At 55.5% G+C, this 14,370-nt stretch carries 13 protein-coding genes and 1 pseudogene; 8 read left to right on the top strand and 6 right to left on the bottom strand.

Features of this window, described 5'->3' with window-relative positions:
* Positions 1 to 264 precede the first annotated feature (264 nt).
* The 7 genes from PSH65_RS19840 to PSH65_RS19810 all read left to right on the top strand — a co-directional run bounded on the left by PSH65_RS19840 (position 265) and on the right by PSH65_RS19810 (position 6,166).
* Positions 265 to 537: a hypothetical protein gene (locus PSH65_RS19840; RefSeq protein ID WP_305421949.1), complete on the top strand. Its 273-nt coding sequence runs from the start codon at positions 265 to 267 to the stop codon at positions 535 to 537.
* 87 nt (positions 538 to 624) lie between these two features.
* The gene (locus tag PSH65_RS19835; RefSeq protein WP_305421948.1) at positions 625 to 1,737 is read left to right on the top strand and encodes a polysaccharide biosynthesis/export family protein; all 1,113 of its coding nucleotides are present in this window, start codon (positions 625 to 627) and stop codon (positions 1,735 to 1,737) included.
* A gap of 14 nt (positions 1,738 to 1,751) precedes the next feature.
* Positions 1,752 to 2,411 (top strand): YjbF family lipoprotein, encoded by a 660-nt coding sequence (locus PSH65_RS19830; protein ID WP_305421946.1) that lies wholly within the window; start codon positions 1,752 to 1,754, stop codon positions 2,409 to 2,411.
* On the top strand, positions 2,408 to 3,175 hold the full coding sequence (locus PSH65_RS19825) for a capsule biosynthesis GfcC family protein (RefSeq protein WP_305421945.1): 768 nt from the start codon (positions 2,408 to 2,410) through the stop codon (positions 3,173 to 3,175). The genes PSH65_RS19830 and PSH65_RS19825 overlap by 4 nt, the downstream gene beginning before the upstream one ends.
* Positions 3,172 to 5,274, top strand: coding sequence for a YjbH domain-containing protein (locus PSH65_RS19820; protein WP_305421944.1), 2,103 nt, complete (start codon positions 3,172 to 3,174; stop codon positions 5,272 to 5,274). The genes PSH65_RS19825 and PSH65_RS19820 overlap by 4 nt, the downstream gene beginning before the upstream one ends.
* Entirely contained in the window at positions 5,271 to 5,630 is a 360-nt protein-coding gene (locus PSH65_RS19815) for a VanZ family protein (protein WP_305421943.1), read from the top strand. Before PSH65_RS19820 ends, PSH65_RS19815 begins: the two co-directional genes overlap by 4 nt.
* Before the next feature lie 275 nt (positions 5,631 to 5,905).
* A complete protein-coding gene (locus tag PSH65_RS19810) occupies positions 5,906 to 6,166 on the top strand; it encodes a DUF6429 family protein (RefSeq protein WP_030132074.1) in 261 nt (86 codons plus the stop codon).
* A 219-nt stretch (positions 6,167 to 6,385) separates the two neighbouring features.
* Here the strand turns inward: PSH65_RS19810 and PSH65_RS19805 are convergent, their stop codons facing one another.
* The 5 genes and pseudogenes from PSH65_RS19805 to PSH65_RS19785 form a co-directional block, all read right to left on the bottom strand.
* Positions 6,386 to 7,780 carry an undecaprenyl-phosphate glucose phosphotransferase gene (locus tag PSH65_RS19805; RefSeq protein WP_305421942.1) on the bottom strand — a complete coding sequence of 465 codons (1,395 nt, stop codon included), beginning with the start codon at positions 7,778 to 7,780 and terminating at the stop codon, positions 6,386 to 6,388.
* Between the two features lie 493 nt (positions 7,781 to 8,273).
* Positions 8,274 to 8,942: a winged helix-turn-helix domain-containing protein gene (locus PSH65_RS19800; RefSeq protein ID WP_305421941.1), complete on the bottom strand. Its 669-nt coding sequence runs from the start codon at positions 8,940 to 8,942 to the stop codon at positions 8,274 to 8,276.
* Positions 8,943 to 8,981: 39 nt separating this feature from the next.
* A complete protein-coding gene (locus PSH65_RS19795; RefSeq protein ID WP_348529770.1) occupies positions 8,982 to 9,737 on the bottom strand; it encodes an EAL domain-containing protein in 756 nt (251 codons plus the stop codon).
* A gap of 12 nt (positions 9,738 to 9,749) precedes the next feature.
* Positions 9,750 to 10,481: a winged helix-turn-helix domain-containing protein gene (locus PSH65_RS19790; protein WP_305421939.1), complete on the bottom strand. Its 732-nt coding sequence runs from the start codon at positions 10,479 to 10,481 to the stop codon at positions 9,750 to 9,752.
* A 598-nt stretch (positions 10,482 to 11,079) separates the two neighbouring features.
* A pseudogene (locus PSH65_RS19785) lies at positions 11,080 to 11,498 on the bottom strand (VOC family protein).
* Positions 11,499 to 11,742: 244 nt separating this feature from the next.
* On the opposite strand from PSH65_RS19785, the gene PSH65_RS19780 reads away from it, so the two are divergent.
* Positions 11,743 to 13,554, top strand: a complete 1,812-nt coding sequence (locus tag PSH65_RS19780) for an ABC transporter ATP-binding protein (RefSeq protein ID WP_305421938.1) — start codon at positions 11,743 to 11,745, stop codon at positions 13,552 to 13,554.
* Positions 13,555 to 13,615: 61 nt separating this feature from the next.
* Here PSH65_RS19780 and PSH65_RS19775 read toward each other — a convergent pair whose 3' ends face one another.
* Positions 13,616 to 14,338, bottom strand: coding sequence for a pirin family protein (locus tag PSH65_RS19775; RefSeq protein WP_305421937.1), 723 nt, complete (start codon positions 14,336 to 14,338; stop codon positions 13,616 to 13,618).
* Between the last annotated feature and the right edge of the window lie 32 nt (positions 14,339 to 14,370).

Below are 14,370 nucleotides of genomic sequence, written 5' to 3'. Positions count from 1 at the left end.
TGAAAATCCCTTATTGCGAGGTGAATGTCTTGGAAAATCGCCTTTGTTCGTCAATCATTCCTGCTCGGTGCAAGCGCTTTTGCCGATGGAGTGACGAGGTTCGGTGTATGGCATGCACTTCCTATAAATGACATCCTCCAAAGGAGGCAATGTGCATGAACTGCCTCGTTCAATTGACGGGTGACAGTTCATTCACCTGCTGTTCCATTCCCGGTCCCTTAGTATCAAATCTAATGCAGAGTTGATGTCGAGAAGGAGTCTGATATGAAGAAACTAATTACGGCCAGCTTGCTGGCTGTCATGAGCACCGCGGCGTTGGCGGCGGATGAGCCAGTGAGCAAGGCGGTGAGCGAAAGCGAGCCACTATCGTTGAACACCCCGCTGGTCGGGGGCGTGACGGTCGCCGAAACGATGTTGGTCGGCGCGGCCATTCTCGGCGCTGCGGCGGCCGCTTCAAACTCCGGTGGCAGTTCCAATGGCGGTACCTCCGGAACGGGCGGCACAACCGGCACTAGCGGTACTACCGGTACCAACTAATACCCTACGAAGTACGATGTTCAAGATCACTCAGAACATTCTGGGTGATCTTTTTTTAGACTTGCCCTCGACTAGCGTAGTGCCATTATGATCCGTAGATTATCTGTAGTTATGCTGGCAAGTATCAGCTTGCACGGCTGTATGTTTTCGCCTGGTCAACACATGGACACCAGTCAAATGGTCAGTGACGGCTCTCCGGAAAGTAGCCGGGTGGAGCTTATTCCCATCACGCCTAAATTGATTGCCATGGATGCCGCCACGCACGTTCGCGAATCGGTGCCCCCGGCATTGTTGTCCTATGTTCCGGGCGGTTATCGCGTGGGCGCCAACGACCTGTTGTTTATCACAGTCTGGGATCACCCCGAATTGACGGCGCCTTCGGGACCGCAACAGCAAATCGATGCCAACGGGCGTCTGGTTCGTCCGGACGGCACGCTGTTTTATCCCTACATCGGTAATATTCCGGCCGCCGGTAAAACCATTGAAGAGTTGCGAGCCTTTATCGCCGAGCGCTTGTCGCAATTTGTCGAAAGCCCTCAGGTCGACGTCAGCGTTTTGCGTTTCGCCAGCCAGACCGTGGTGATTTCCGGCGCGGTGCTCAAAGCCGGTCAGCAACCGATCACCACCAACCCATTGAGTGTGGTGGAGGCCGTTGGTGCGGCGGGTGTGGATCCGTTGAATGCAGACCTGTCAGGGCTGACGCTGACCCGCGACGGGCGCGAGTACAAGCTGGATCTGGACACCCTCAATCGTCAGGACTCGCAGCTACAAGGCGTTTACCTCAAGGGCGGTGATCGGTTGTACTTGCCCTATAACGACCTCAAGCGGATCTATGTCATGGGTGAGGTCAACCAGCCTCGCGCGCTGAGCTTCAAGAGCAAATCGATCAACCTGACCGATGCACTGGGCACAGTGGGGGGCTTGAACCAGACCACCTCCAACGGCAACGCGGTGTATGTGATTCGCGGCGCGGACAACCTGGAAACCGAGCCGGCCAAGGTGTTCCAGCTCGATGCCGAATCGCCTTCCGCTTTGGTGCTGGCCACCCGTTTCGACTTGCAACCGCAAGACATCGTCTATGTCGGCCCGGCCGGCGTGACGCGCTGGAACCGTCTGATCACCCAACTCCTGCCTACCGCCAGTGTCCTCGGGACCGGTGCCAGCTCAGTTAACGACCTCAGCGAAGCCAACAGCAGATAAGGCTCTATCCCGCCGTGAAAATTTTGCCTACCTGCGCCTGTCTGACGATGGCGCTCTTGTTGTGCGGGTGTAATCCGTTGACGAAGGCCTCTTGGGACACCCTCGAAGCCTCCGTCGCGGGGCCTGCCTCCATCCATTTGACCCGCGCTCAGGTCGATGCCGTGCCCTATCCGCAGATCCTGGTCACCACCACCTCCAGCGAGGGGGTGATGGCCATGGCCCGCCGGCGTGGTGACCTGCAGTTCTGGGTCGCTTCCGGCAAGCAAGTGCTGATGATGCGTGACGGTCTGGTGGTGCGCGCCGTCGGGCTGGGCGTTTCTCTGGATGGCACTCGCTTCAATGAAGAGTCGCCCTTCAAGCGCGGCCTTCAGCATGTGCCCGACGGTTACACCAGCACGCGCTGGATCGACATCTACGACGGCAACCGAATCGGTATTGCCGTCAACAGCCGTTTCAGCCGCCACGGCATCGAGACCATCAGCATTCTGGACAAGGATTACGCCTTGCTGCGCATTGACGAGCAGGTGGATGCACCCACCCTGAATTTCCACGCCACCAACCGCTACTGGGTCGACCCCCAGGACGGTTTCATCCTGCGCAGCGAGCAGCATCTGACGCCGCAGTTGTTTCTGAAAATCGTGCAGTTACGCCCTGATCGGGGAGCTGCCCGGTGAAGTGTTCGAACCTTTTCTTGCTTGGCCTGCTGTTGATCGGTCCGGGTGTAGGCCAGGCGGCTGTCACGGTCAGTGGTGATGTGCGCAGCCCCGGCCCCATCGACGTCAAACCCGGTGCGCGTTTGCTGGACGTCATTGGCCAATCCCAACCCAACGCCGAAAGTTATTGGCTGGGCGCGGCGTGGCTGCACCGTTCATTGGAGGATAAACAAGCGCGGTTGAAGGCGGGTGTTCTGTTCGATCTGAAACTGGTGCAGCGGGGTGCCTTGCTCGATGGCAAGAACACACGAGCGGACTTGAGTGCGCGCCTGTATGAGCAGATCGAACGGCTGCCGGTCACCGGACGCCAGGTCGCGGTGCTTGATCCGATCGCTGTGGAAGTGGGGTTCGCCCGCAACGCGTTGCTGGATGATGGTGACCGTCTGATTTACCCGGCGCGGCCATCCACCGTGGAAATTCTCGGGGCGGTCGCGCAACCCTGTCAGGTGCCTTACCGCGCCCTGCAGGAGGTGCGTGCCTACGCCCGGGATTGCGCTCTCCTCAACGATGCTGAGGGCGATTATCTGTGGCTGATCCAACCCGACGGTCAGGTGCGGCGCGTGGGCGTGGCGGCATGGAATCGTGAGGACGGCGTTGTGGCGGCTCCCGGCAGCAGGATCCTGGTGCCGATCCGCAGCGATGACCTTGAGGTGCCGACCCCTGAACTCAATCAACAACTGGCCGAGTTTCTCGCCACTCAACCTTTGGCTGAGGTGGCCCCTTGAAGTGCCCCTTTAAGTTACGTTTTGCTGCTGCATTGCTCCTGCCCTGTGGATTGGCTCATGGTGAGCCGCGTTACACCCAGAGTGATTTTGGTGGCGTCGGTCTGTTACAGACCCCCACCGCGCGTATGGCCCCCGCGGGGGAGTTGAGCGCCACGGCCAGTCGTACCGACCCTTATTCGCGCTACAGTTTTTCCTTGCAGCCATTCGATTGGCTGGAGGGCTCGTTTCGTTACACCGCAATCACCAACCGCAAGTACGGCGCCGAGGAATTGAGCGGCGACCAGAGCTTCAAAGACAAGGCCATCGATTTCAAGGCACGGCTTTGGGAAGAAAGTCACTGGGCGCCGCAGGTTGCCGTCGGCGCCCGGGACATCGGCGGTACCGGGTTGTTTTCCAGCGAATATTTCGTCGCTAACAAGCGTTATGGCAACCTGGATTTCAGCCTCGGCATTGCCTGGGGTTATTTGGGTAATCGAGGGGATTTCAGCAACCCGCTGGCAATTTTCGGCAGCAAGTTCAACGACCGGCCAGAAAGCACGGCGGCGGTCGCCAGGGCAGGGGACGTGAATGCCAACGCCTACTTCAGGGGCCACCCTTCGTTGTTTGGCGGCATTGCCTATCAAACGCCGTGGGAACCGCTGAGCCTGAAGATCGAGTATGAGGGCAACAACTACAAGAACGAGCCACTGGACAACTCGATCAAGCAAGACCTGCCGATCAACTTCGGCGTGGTCTACAAACTGGCCGACAGCATCGATCTGAGCGCCGGCTGGGAGCGCGGCAATACGGCGATGTTCGGCATCACCTTGCACACCAACTTTGTCAGCCGCAAGGCACCGGCCAAGACCTATGACCCTCCCGCCGAACCGCTGCCGGCGCAGGCGCCGTCGACCCCGGCCGACCAAGTCAACTGGGCCGATGTCTCCAGCCGGCTGCAGGAAAATGCCGGCTATAAGGTCAAACGCATCACCCAGCGCGGTTCGGAGCTGATGGTGTATGGCGAGCAGTCTCGCTATTTTTATCCGTCCAAAGCCGTCGGGCGAGCCAGCCGGATTCTCGATAACAGCGTCAATCAGGACATTGACTGGTTCACCCTGGTGAACCAGCGTTATGACATGTCCATCGAGGAAACCAGCGTGCCGCGCGAAACGTTCCGCGCGGTCGTGAACAACGACCAGCCGCTGAAGGATCTGCACCGTACGACCGAGGTCAATCCGGCGACTGCGCACCGGGAAACCACGCTCTACACCCAGGCACTGGAGCCGTTCAGCTATGGCTTCGGCCTGGGCTATAAACAGAACATCGGCGGCCCTGACGGCTTGCTCTATCAGTTCACGGCAGATGCCGACGCGGAGTACCGTTTCACCCGCAATACCTGGTGGAGTGGCTTGCTCAGCGCCAACTTGGTGAACAACTACGACAAGTTCACCTATGACGCGCCGAGCGGGCTGCCGCGAGTGCGCACCGATCTGCGCAAATACCTGACCACCTCCGATGTGACGATGCCGACGTTCCAGTTCAACCATGCGGCGCAGCTGGATCAGAACCTGTATGGCATGGTCTACGGCGGCTATCTGGAATCCATGTATGCCGGGGTCGGCAGTGAAGTGCTGTATCGACCCACGGGGAAGCGCTGGTCGGTGGGTGCTGACCTGAACTTTGTGCGTCAGCGTGATTATGATCAGGGCTTCGGTCTGCGTGATTACCAGACCGTGACGGGTCATGTCACCAGCTATACTGAGTTGCCAAATGACATGCTTGCAGCAGTCAGTGTCGGGCGTTATCTGGCACGGGACTGGGGCACGACCGTCGATTTGTCGCGGGAGTTCAAGAACGGTGTGAAGTTTGGCGGCTGGGTCACCCTGACCAGCGCGTCGAAGGAGGAATATGGCGAGGGCAGCTTCGACAAAGGGATCTACATATCCATCCCGTTCGACGAGTTGCTGAGCACCTCGACCATGCGCCGCGCCAATGTCGTCTGGGCGCCACTGACCCGCGACGGTGGTGCGCGCCTGAGCCGTGCCTACTCGCTGCAGACCATGACCGACGGGCGTGATAGCGACCTGTTCTACAACAACTTCGAGAAAATTACCGAATGATTACGTGGCTCAAAGGCCTGGTCGAGTTGCCATTCTGGCTCCGGGGCGTGGTCTTTGCCGCGGTGACCGTGATTCTGTTGTTCGCGGGGCTGCGCTCTCAGCCGATCCCGGAACTGTTCGTCGAAGAGGACAAGCTTCATCACTGGATCGGTTTTCTGGTATTTGCGTGCAGTTGCCGCCTGGCCTTTCCCGCTGTGAAATTTCACTGGGTAGCCGTGGGGTGTTTGCTCACCGGCGTACTCATTGAGGCCGTGCAGGGGTTGATGCCGCTGCGCACGGCTTCGCCCTATGACATGCTGGCAAATACTATCGGCGTGTTGATGGGGTTATTGATTTCAAGGTGCTGGGTGCGCTGAAAGGTGCGAAATGCCAAGCAGTCTGCCAGCATGTTTCAACCGTAGATCCTCTCCCTATCCCCCTCCAGCAACACCTCTCTTGCCACTTCATCTAGTCAAATGCCCGTAGCCGCAGCCGAGCCTGGGTTCGGCTTCACAGCTGCATGACGTGAGGCGGCCGTCTTCGCTGGCAAGCCAGCTCCTACAATATTGTGAACGACACGAACCCCGTGGGAGCCGGCTTGCTGGTGAAGGCATTTTCACGATAAGCGCGCCATAAACCCGGAGCAACGATCATGGAGTACGACGATAAACTGATTGAAGAAGCCGTGCTTGCCCTGTTGGCAGCCTTCAGTTTCGATAACGGCAATACTTGGAAAGGGTTCGACTTCGAGACCATGAACCGATTGCATGAACAGGGTTTCATCAGTAATCCGGTGAACAAGAACAAATCGATTTGGTTGACGGCTGAAGGGCTGGAGCGAGGTCGGCAGATAGCCGACCGGTTGTTTGGGGTAAGAACTCAAGTGGAGCATATATCCGACTCGGATACCTGACTTCATACTCCGGCCATTTCCTGTATCACCACGAAGAATATAAAGATTGGCCGCCAAATTCACGACGGCTTCGTCCGAACGCGGCCCTTGGCAGCGGCTACAAAAAAGAGTGCGAATGAGATGAGAAAGAGGGGTTCCGGACAGTCAGAAGTCTGACTGTCCGGACTGCAGCGTTGTTAGCCGCAAGGTGAAGAATAGGCGGGGGGTGAATCGCAGCAGTTAATAGATGTCCTTGGAAAACAGCGTGAAGGGGGTCTTGATCAGGATCTTGATGTCGAGCCACAACGACCAGTTGTTGATGTAGTTGAGATCGATCTCCACACGTTTTTGCATCTTGTCGAGGGTCTCGGTTTCGCCACGGCAGCCGCTGATCTGTGCCAGCCCGGTGATGCCCGGTTTGATTCGATGGCGGGCCATGTAAGCCTGAATCTTTCCGGTGTAGTAGTCGTTATGGGCGACCGCATGTGGCCGTGGCCCGACCAGCGCCATATGGCCTTGCAGCACGTTGAAGAACTGCGGCAGTTCGTCGATGGAGGTGCGTCGAATGAAGCGGCCGACTGGAGTAATGCGCGGGTCTTCGCGGCCGGCCTGGCGGACCTGGTGGTCGTCGTGCAAGCGCATAGAGCGGAACTTCCAGACTTTGATGATCTTGCCGTTCCAGCCGTGCCGTTCCTGTTTGAAGATGATCGGGCCCGGGGAAGAAATCTTCACGGCGGCGGCGATCACCAGAAGCAGCGGGCTGAAGCCGATCAGCGCGAGGGCGGCGAGGCTTCTGTCCAGCAAGGTCTTGCTTAGCGCCGCTGTAGGGTAACTGGTCAGCGGGCTTTCATTGAGGTGGATGGCAGGCAGGCCGTCCAGTTCGCTGATGGAGTGATTGAGCAGCGTCATGCTGCCCAGGTCGGGAACCCAGACCACATCGACATTGGCGTCGAGCAGGTCGATGTACAGTGCCTCGACCTGTTTGGCTTCGCTCAAGGGCAGCGCGATGTACAGCCGCCGGACGTCGTGCACCTGGATCAGCTCACGCAGTTCCTGCAATGGGCCCAGAACCCGGTGGGCATTGACCTGGGTAGACAGCTCGTTTGGATTTGAGCTGATCAGGCCCACCAGCGGCGGATACTCGGTTTTGGTCAGTTTGTCTGCCAGATTCACCGCCAGTTGATCGGTGCCGATAATCAGGGTGTTGTACTGGCTGTGCAATTGCCGCTGGTAGTGCTTGGAAAAACTGTGCAATGGCAGGTACAGCAAGGCCTGAATGCAATAACCGGCCGTGGCCCAGACCACGATGATTTCCCGGGAGAACAATTCGCTGGTCTTGCTGAAAAAACCAATACTGGTCAGTCCGGCCAGCAGCAGCAGCCATCCCAGTAGCAGGCGCGCCAAGCCGCTGAGGTAACTATGCTGCTTGTGATAGACCAGCAGCAGGGAGTAGGAAGGGACGGAACCGAGGAAAGTGAGTACTGCAAGCACACGATAATGGGCGTCGATTTCTCCTGTCTGATACAACGCCAGACCAAATAACAATGTATTGACCGAAGTGATGGCAATTATCCATTGCCCCCAGAAGGTCAGTCCTTTGGTTATGTTATTTCGATTAATACGATTATGTACCATCGCGGTATTCCTCGGGCCTGCGCCACGTTGTGTATCAGTCGACGGTTAATAAATGGCAGCCACGCGCAAAGGCTGAGCGAGCGCGTCAGTCAGGAAATGTTTTTATTATTAGAAGGGAATAACGGGGCTTATGGCTGGCCATCCAAGCTTTGTTTTCAAGTCAGCTGATACGGTTGTCTCAGTGTCCAGTTTTTATACTAGTACCTAAATCTTTGTGGGTCTCTGACGAATTATAACGGCCATGCCTTTGGCGGCCTTGTTATAAAAGGACGTGCTCTTTTGTTTGGAAGATATCGCTCAGCCGTCTATATAATTGCAGCATTCGATAAACGTTGGTCGTGTTGGCGAGGAATGAAGCGGAGCGGGGCGCCATACCTGGAAGAGTTGATGGCGATAATCAGGATGTGTAGTGCAAGGAGGCAGGTCATGGGTGTGGGTGGATCAGGTGGGGCAGTGAGTCGCATTTATTGTTATTATTTTTGCGATCACTCGATCAGTAAGCGACGCGTATCCTTTGTGCGAGGCAATAGCCGCGGTTTCTGACCGACCGGATCAGCCGTTCTCCATTGGCTGCCGTCTTGAACTTTTTCTGCAAGCGACTCAGGCACATCTCAAGGCCGCTATAGTTCTCCGGGTCTTTATCGATGCGTTGAATAAGATCGTTTTTTCTGACTACCCGTCGATCGCTGAGGATCAGTTGGGTGAGCATTAACGATTCGGTACCGGTCAATGGAATAGTGATGTCTTCTTTGACCAATGTACGATCGTCAGCGTTAAACCACCAGATATCAGGATTGCCCTGGGACTCTTTAACCCGACTAACTGCCGTGATGAATTCGTCGTCAGCCACTGGCTTCTTGAGAAAGCCATCAACACCGAAGTGCGAAAAGTGATGAAGTTCCGAAGGTTCAGCGTTGGGCGTTATGAGGATGATTTCCGCATCTTTTTGATTTTTACGGATGAAACTGACATCGCTCAGCGATATGTCCGCCTGGTCGAGCAGGATGTGCGTGAATCGACTCTTTCGGATGCGTTCGCTGCTGAGTTTACCTGACTCGATTTCAAAGGATAAATACAGGCGTTGCGCGAGAAGCGATTCGATTGCTTGTCGTGCCAGTTGGTCACGGGTGAAAATCAGAAAGCTGTTATTCGGAGTATTCACAATAAGGTTCCTTCCTAGTCTGGTGAAGTTATTCAAAACTTAAATAAGCTCGGTCGGCGAGTAGTACCTCCCCTGAAAAAAGTCGAAGGGCATGCTGCGAGCCAGTGTGTGTAGTGCTTTGTGCTCCACCCGGTCCGCCACGAATTTGATCTTGCTGTCATGGATCATGCCACTCAGGCAGTCGTAAGACCTGTTGAAAAAGTCCTGGCTGTTTTCGACCATGATGTCGAAGTTGGATTTGGTCAGGTCCACTTTTATGTAATCGAACAGCGCCAGGCTGATCAGTTTTTCGGTGCTGTCGTCGCTTAAATCATAGCCATCGAAAGCGATCTCGATCCCATTGTCTTTTAATAGGTGAATGTGATTGATAATGGTTCTTTTTTCTTTCAGGTTGAACGACAGGAGCGAACTGCTGTTAATACTGGGAATTAGCTGTTGCTCATGCTTTTTGAGTATCGCTTGAGCATCGTTCATTTCCTTGATAAGCGCTTTATCCAATAAAGCAGATTGATTCATGGTCACGAACAGCTTGTTTGGCGCCGGTGCGGAATGGGAAGGCATGGCCTCAATCTGTGAGAGGGCATTCAATTGGATCCGAGTCAGGACTTCGTAATAAGTCGCCAGTGGATGATCGGAATGCAGCTGCTGATACCCCTTGTTCAGAGGTGCCTCCTGTTTGGTCGCCTTGGCATAAATTTCGCTGCCGAACAGTTCATCGTTTCGTTTCAGAATCGATTGCCTGAAGAATACCAATGCGAAGTTTTCGTGCACTATAGCTTGCCTGCCGGGCTCCATCATTTAATCCCTTTAAGAGTGAAAGTTTGCCTGATTGACTGATACGACCCCTCGAAGCAGTCGATAGCCATAACCGCGAACACTGTGAATGATGTTAACGCCAAAGTGTTTTTTGATTTTGTTTCGAAGCCGGCTTATGGATTTCTCCAAGACGCGTGAGTCGTAGAGTTTTATATTTAAGCCCATGGATTCGGCCATGCAGTCATGGTGCAGAATATTACCTTCTGCGTTAATAAGCGCATCCAGGGCTTTCATTTCCTGATAGGCCAGATCCAGTTTGTATTCATCGTTGTATAAGTGCAGGCATGTTTGGTCCAGGGTCAACTTGACGCTGGGCTGCCATTCAGGAGTTTCGAACAACTCTGAGAGTAACCTGGCTTTTTCATCCTGATCGTTAGGTACATTGATGCAGTGATCGGCTCCGGCCAAGTAACATTCAATCTTGGTTTGCGGAGAGCGATAGTTGATTGCAACAATAATGGCCAGTTCTGTCGGATTCGTACGTAACTTCTTGATCAGCGCCAGGCAGTCATTAAGGATGGAGGGGCTTTCAATATCAATCAGTACGGTATCGAGTGTTTGCGTTTCGATATCCAGGCTTGGCGGGTTTGGATAATCTAATGTATAAACATGTGTGAAATTAGGTACAAATAATTGTCGAAGTTTCTCTGTCGAGCGCCAAGTGCGCCCAATAGCGAGAATACCCCTCTGGCTATTTTCGATTTTGCTCTCAGTGCTCATCATGTAAATTACTCATATGTGCTGGCATTGCAATCTTAATACACAAAATACTGACGTTATCTGACTTTTTATAACATTTCCCGTCGTGAACACACGTCACTCCATGCTCAGTAGTTTCAGCTGATTCAATGACATAGGCAAATGCCGAGGCTTAAGCCCATTTGTTTCTGTGATATCGGGCTTAGTTACGCCCCCTTTCAGTCGGACTAGGCTCTTTAGGTTGACTTTTCTATGAAAAACACAGATGCGATGGCTAACTGCCCATCTGGCTGCAGGACGAAGCACAACTGAGGAGTCTTGCGTATGAACTGTGCGGATGTCCGAATTTTTGAAAATTGGATTTGATTTATAAGGATATTCCACGGTGTTCTAGGGTGATGTAGGTGCACGTCGGGGGGGCGATCAGTGCAGCGTTCGCCTCTTTTTAGGGCGAATGAAAGGGAGACTATATTAATTGAGTTATTTGGCATTATATTCGTAATATTTATGTCAAGGGGGAATTTGTGAGCGTGTAGTTATTCTGTTTGGCGATTGAAAAAAATCCCCAAAGTTGATATTAAAGAGCCATTAAATTTTGTGTACTAACCGGGGAGGAGCCCGGTCACTGATCCTTTTCGCAATTAACCATCCACGCCACGCCACGCCAAACCGATCGACCAGCATCCCGAAACGTGCCGCCCAGAACGTCGCCTCCAGCGGCATTTGAATACTGCCGCCTTCTGCCAATGCAGCAAACACCCGCTCTGCCTGCGCCACACTGTCGACATTCAACGAAACCGAACAACCGCTCATCTTGGTGGTGGGGCGATCAGGTGTGGTGTCCGACCCCATGATTGCCTGGTCTGCGACCAGCAGCCGCGTATGGATGATCAGGTTATGACAGTCGGTTGGAACATGATCGCGAGCCGGAGTTTCGCCGAAGGTCATCATGACTTCTATCTGGCCTGGCAGGCTTTGGGCGTAGAACGTGAAAGCGGCCTCGCAGTCGCCGTTGAAGATCAGGTAGGGATTGATTTTCACGTTTTGCTCCCGGTTATGGAGAGGGCACATCGGCTGGACGTTCAGGTTCATCCTCGAATATCGATGGGCATTGACTCCCCATAGCAAAGCGCTAAAACGTAGCGAATGAGGGTGTTTTTTTAGATGTTTTTACGATGGGCGAGGCCAGCCTTATCGCGTCATATCCCCGTAGAGTGGATGGCTCATTCCACGTACTGTAGAACGTGTGCGCTCCTCTGACATCCGCCACCGAGTCCGTTGCCCTATGCCCGTCCTTACCCGCTTCGCCTCTTTGCTCGACCAGGCGAGACGTGCCTTGTTGCTGGTCTGGGGAACGTCCCGTGGGCTGTTTCTGGGGCTGGTACTGGCGACTCTGATTGCCGGTGTGTTGCCGGCGCTGGCAGCCTGGCTGGGGCAGCGGATTGTCGACGCCGTAGTCACCGCCATGCAGTTGCACGCCCAACAGGGCAATGCGCCGTTATGGCCGGTTGTGCGCTATGTACTGTTCGAAGCGGGCGTGCTTGCGTTGCTGTCCGGGACACAGCGCGCACTGTCGGTTCAGCAATCGCTGTTGCGGGTGCAGTTGGGGCAGAAGGTCAACACGATGATCCTGGAGAAGGCCCAGACGTTATCGTTGGTTCAGTTCGAGAATTCGGAGTTCTACGACAAGCTGGTACGGGTGCGGCGCGAGGCATCGACCCGGCCGCTGGCGCTGGTGATGAAGTCGCTGGGGCTGATCCAGAACCTGATCGTGTTGATCAGCTTCGGCGTGTTACTGGTGCACTTTTCGCCGTGGGCGCTGGTGTTGCTGGTGGTTGGGGCGTTGCCGGTGTTCTTTGCAGAAGCGCACTTTTCCGGGGATGCCTTTCGGCTGTTCACGCGCCGGGCGCCGGAGAGTCGGCAGCAGAATTACATCGAGACGCTGCTCTCCCATGAGGGCTATATCAAAGAGGTGAAGCTGTTCGGCTTCGCGCCACTGCTGTTGAAGCGTTATCGGGACACGTTTGCTCGTCTCTATGCCGAAGACCGGCGCCTGACGCTGCGTCGCGATGGCTGGGGTTTTGTCCTGGGATTGCTGGGCACCGCTGCGTTTTATCTGGCCTATGCCTGGATCGTGATCGATACCGTTCACGGCAATATTACCCTTGGGCAAATGACCATGTACCTGGTGCTGTTCAAGCAGGGGCAGGCCGCGGTGAGCAGCAGCTTGAGCGCGATCAGTGGTCTCTACGAGGATGGCCTTTACCTGTCGAGCCTCTACGAGTATTTGGCCGAGCCGGTTATTGCCGATAGCGGAAGCCTCACCGTGGGCACAGCGCCCGGCGATGGTGTGCGTTTCGAGAATGTCGGTTTCCGTTATCCGGGGGCGAGTCGCGCCGCTTTGCAGGGCATCGATTTGCACCTGATGCCCGGACACAGTGTCGCGCTGGTGGGGGAAAACGGTTCGGGCAAAACCACGCTGATCAAGTTGCTGACCCGGCTGTATCGCCCCGACCAGGGCCGTATTCTGCTGGATGGCAGCGATTTGCAGTCCTGGGACGAAGAGGCACTGAGACGGCGCATCGGCGTGATCTTCCAGGACTACATTCGCTACCAGTTCTCCGTGGGCGAGAACATCGGCGTGGGCGATACCCTGGCGTTCAACGATCAAGCGCGTTGGCAGCAAGCGGCCGCCGAGGGCATGGCCGCGCCCTTTATCGAGCGTCTGGATCGCGGTTACGCTACCCAATTAGGACGGTGGTTTGCCGGTGGGCAGGAGTTGTCCGGTGGGCAATGGCAAAAAATCGCCTTGTCTCGCGCCTACATGCGCCGCGACGCCGATATCCTGATTCTGGATGAACCGACCTCGGCCCTGGACCCGGCGGCGGAAGCGGCGGTGTTCGAGCATTTCAGTCAACACACTGAAGACCGCATGACGTTGCTGATTTCTCACCGCTTTTCCAGTGTGCGTAATGCCGATCACATCATCGTGCTGGACCAGGGTTCGATCCTTGAGCGAGGCGATCACGACAGCCTGGTCGCGGCGGGCGGGCGCTATGCGCAGTTGTTCAGCGTGCAGGCTCGTGGTTATCGGTAACTTGAAGGTTTCATGAGGAATGTGGCGAGGGGGCAAGCCCCTCGCCACAAGGTATGGGGATTCACGGCATTTCCGGCAATTCCTGCGGCCGCAAGTCAAACACCAGCACCTCGGCATCCACGCCGTTGCTTAAGGTCAGTACCTGTTCTTCGCGAACCCGCACACCATCGCCTTCCTGCAACGACATGCCGTTCAACTCGACACTACCCCGCGCAACATGCACGTAGGCATAGCGATTGGCAGCCAGTTCCAGCGTGGCGCTTTCCTTGCCGTCGATCAGGCCGGCATACACCCGCGCATCCTGCCGGACTTTCAGCGAACCGTTGGCCCCGTCAGGGGAGATGATCAGTTGCAAGCGTCCGCGTTTTTTCTGCGGGCTGAAGTGCTCTTGCTGGTAGCGCGGTTTGGCGCCGCTGACGTCCGGCACAATCCAGATTTGCAGGAAGTGCACCGGGCGTGTCGAGGAGTGATTGTATTCACTGTGCGCCACGCCACTGCCAGCGCTCATCAATTGCACATCGCCGGGGCGGATCACCGAGCCGGTACCCAAAGTGTCCTTGTGTTCCAGCGCACCTTCGAGCACATAGGAGAAAATTTCCATGTCGCGGTGCGGGTGCTGGCCAAAGCCTTTGCCAGCGGCCACGCGGTCGTCGTTGATCACCAGCAGGTCGGAAAAACCCTGCTCCCGTGGGTTACGGTAGTTGGCGAAAGAAAAGGTGTGGAACGACTTCAACCAACCGTGATTGGCCGCGCCGCGATCCGAAGCTTTACGAAGGGTCAGCATAATGAAATCTCCTGTCAGGACGTGAATTCGTC

The organism is Pseudomonas sp. FP603 (assembly GCF_030687415.1).
Classification (GTDB): domain Bacteria; phylum Pseudomonadota; class Gammaproteobacteria; order Pseudomonadales; family Pseudomonadaceae; genus Aquipseudomonas; species Aquipseudomonas wuhanensis.
The sequence above is the reverse complement of the archived record's forward strand: the minus strand, read 5'-3'. Positions and strand labels throughout refer to the sequence as shown.

What these genes read in the sequence shown, in the direction of transcription:
- PSH65_RS19805 (WP_305421942.1), bottom strand. Translation starts at nt 7,780, where the DNA reads ATGGTACATAATCGTATTAATCGAAATAACATAACCAAAGGACTGACC.
- PSH65_RS19775 (WP_305421937.1), bottom strand. Translation starts at nt 14,338, where the DNA reads ATGCTGACCCTTCGTAAAGCTTCGGATCGCGGCGCGGCCAATCACGGT.
- PSH65_RS19795 (WP_348529770.1), bottom strand. Translation starts at nt 9,737, where the DNA reads ATGGAGCCCGGCAGGCAAGCTATAGTGCACGAAAACTTCGCATTGGTA.
- PSH65_RS19835 (WP_305421948.1), top strand. Translation starts at nt 625, where the DNA reads ATGATCCGTAGATTATCTGTAGTTATGCTGGCAAGTATCAGCTTGCAC.
- PSH65_RS19780 (WP_305421938.1), top strand. Translation starts at nt 11,743, where the DNA reads ATGCCCGTCCTTACCCGCTTCGCCTCTTTGCTCGACCAGGCGAGACGT.
- PSH65_RS19815 (WP_305421943.1), top strand. Translation starts at nt 5,271, where the DNA reads ATGATTACGTGGCTCAAAGGCCTGGTCGAGTTGCCATTCTGGCTCCGG.
- PSH65_RS19840 (WP_305421949.1), top strand. Translation starts at nt 265, where the DNA reads ATGAAGAAACTAATTACGGCCAGCTTGCTGGCTGTCATGAGCACCGCG.
- PSH65_RS19790 (WP_305421939.1), bottom strand. Translation starts at nt 10,481, where the DNA reads ATGATGAGCACTGAGAGCAAAATCGAAAATAGCCAGAGGGGTATTCTC.
- PSH65_RS19810 (WP_030132074.1), top strand. Translation starts at nt 5,906, where the DNA reads ATGGAGTACGACGATAAACTGATTGAAGAAGCCGTGCTTGCCCTGTTG.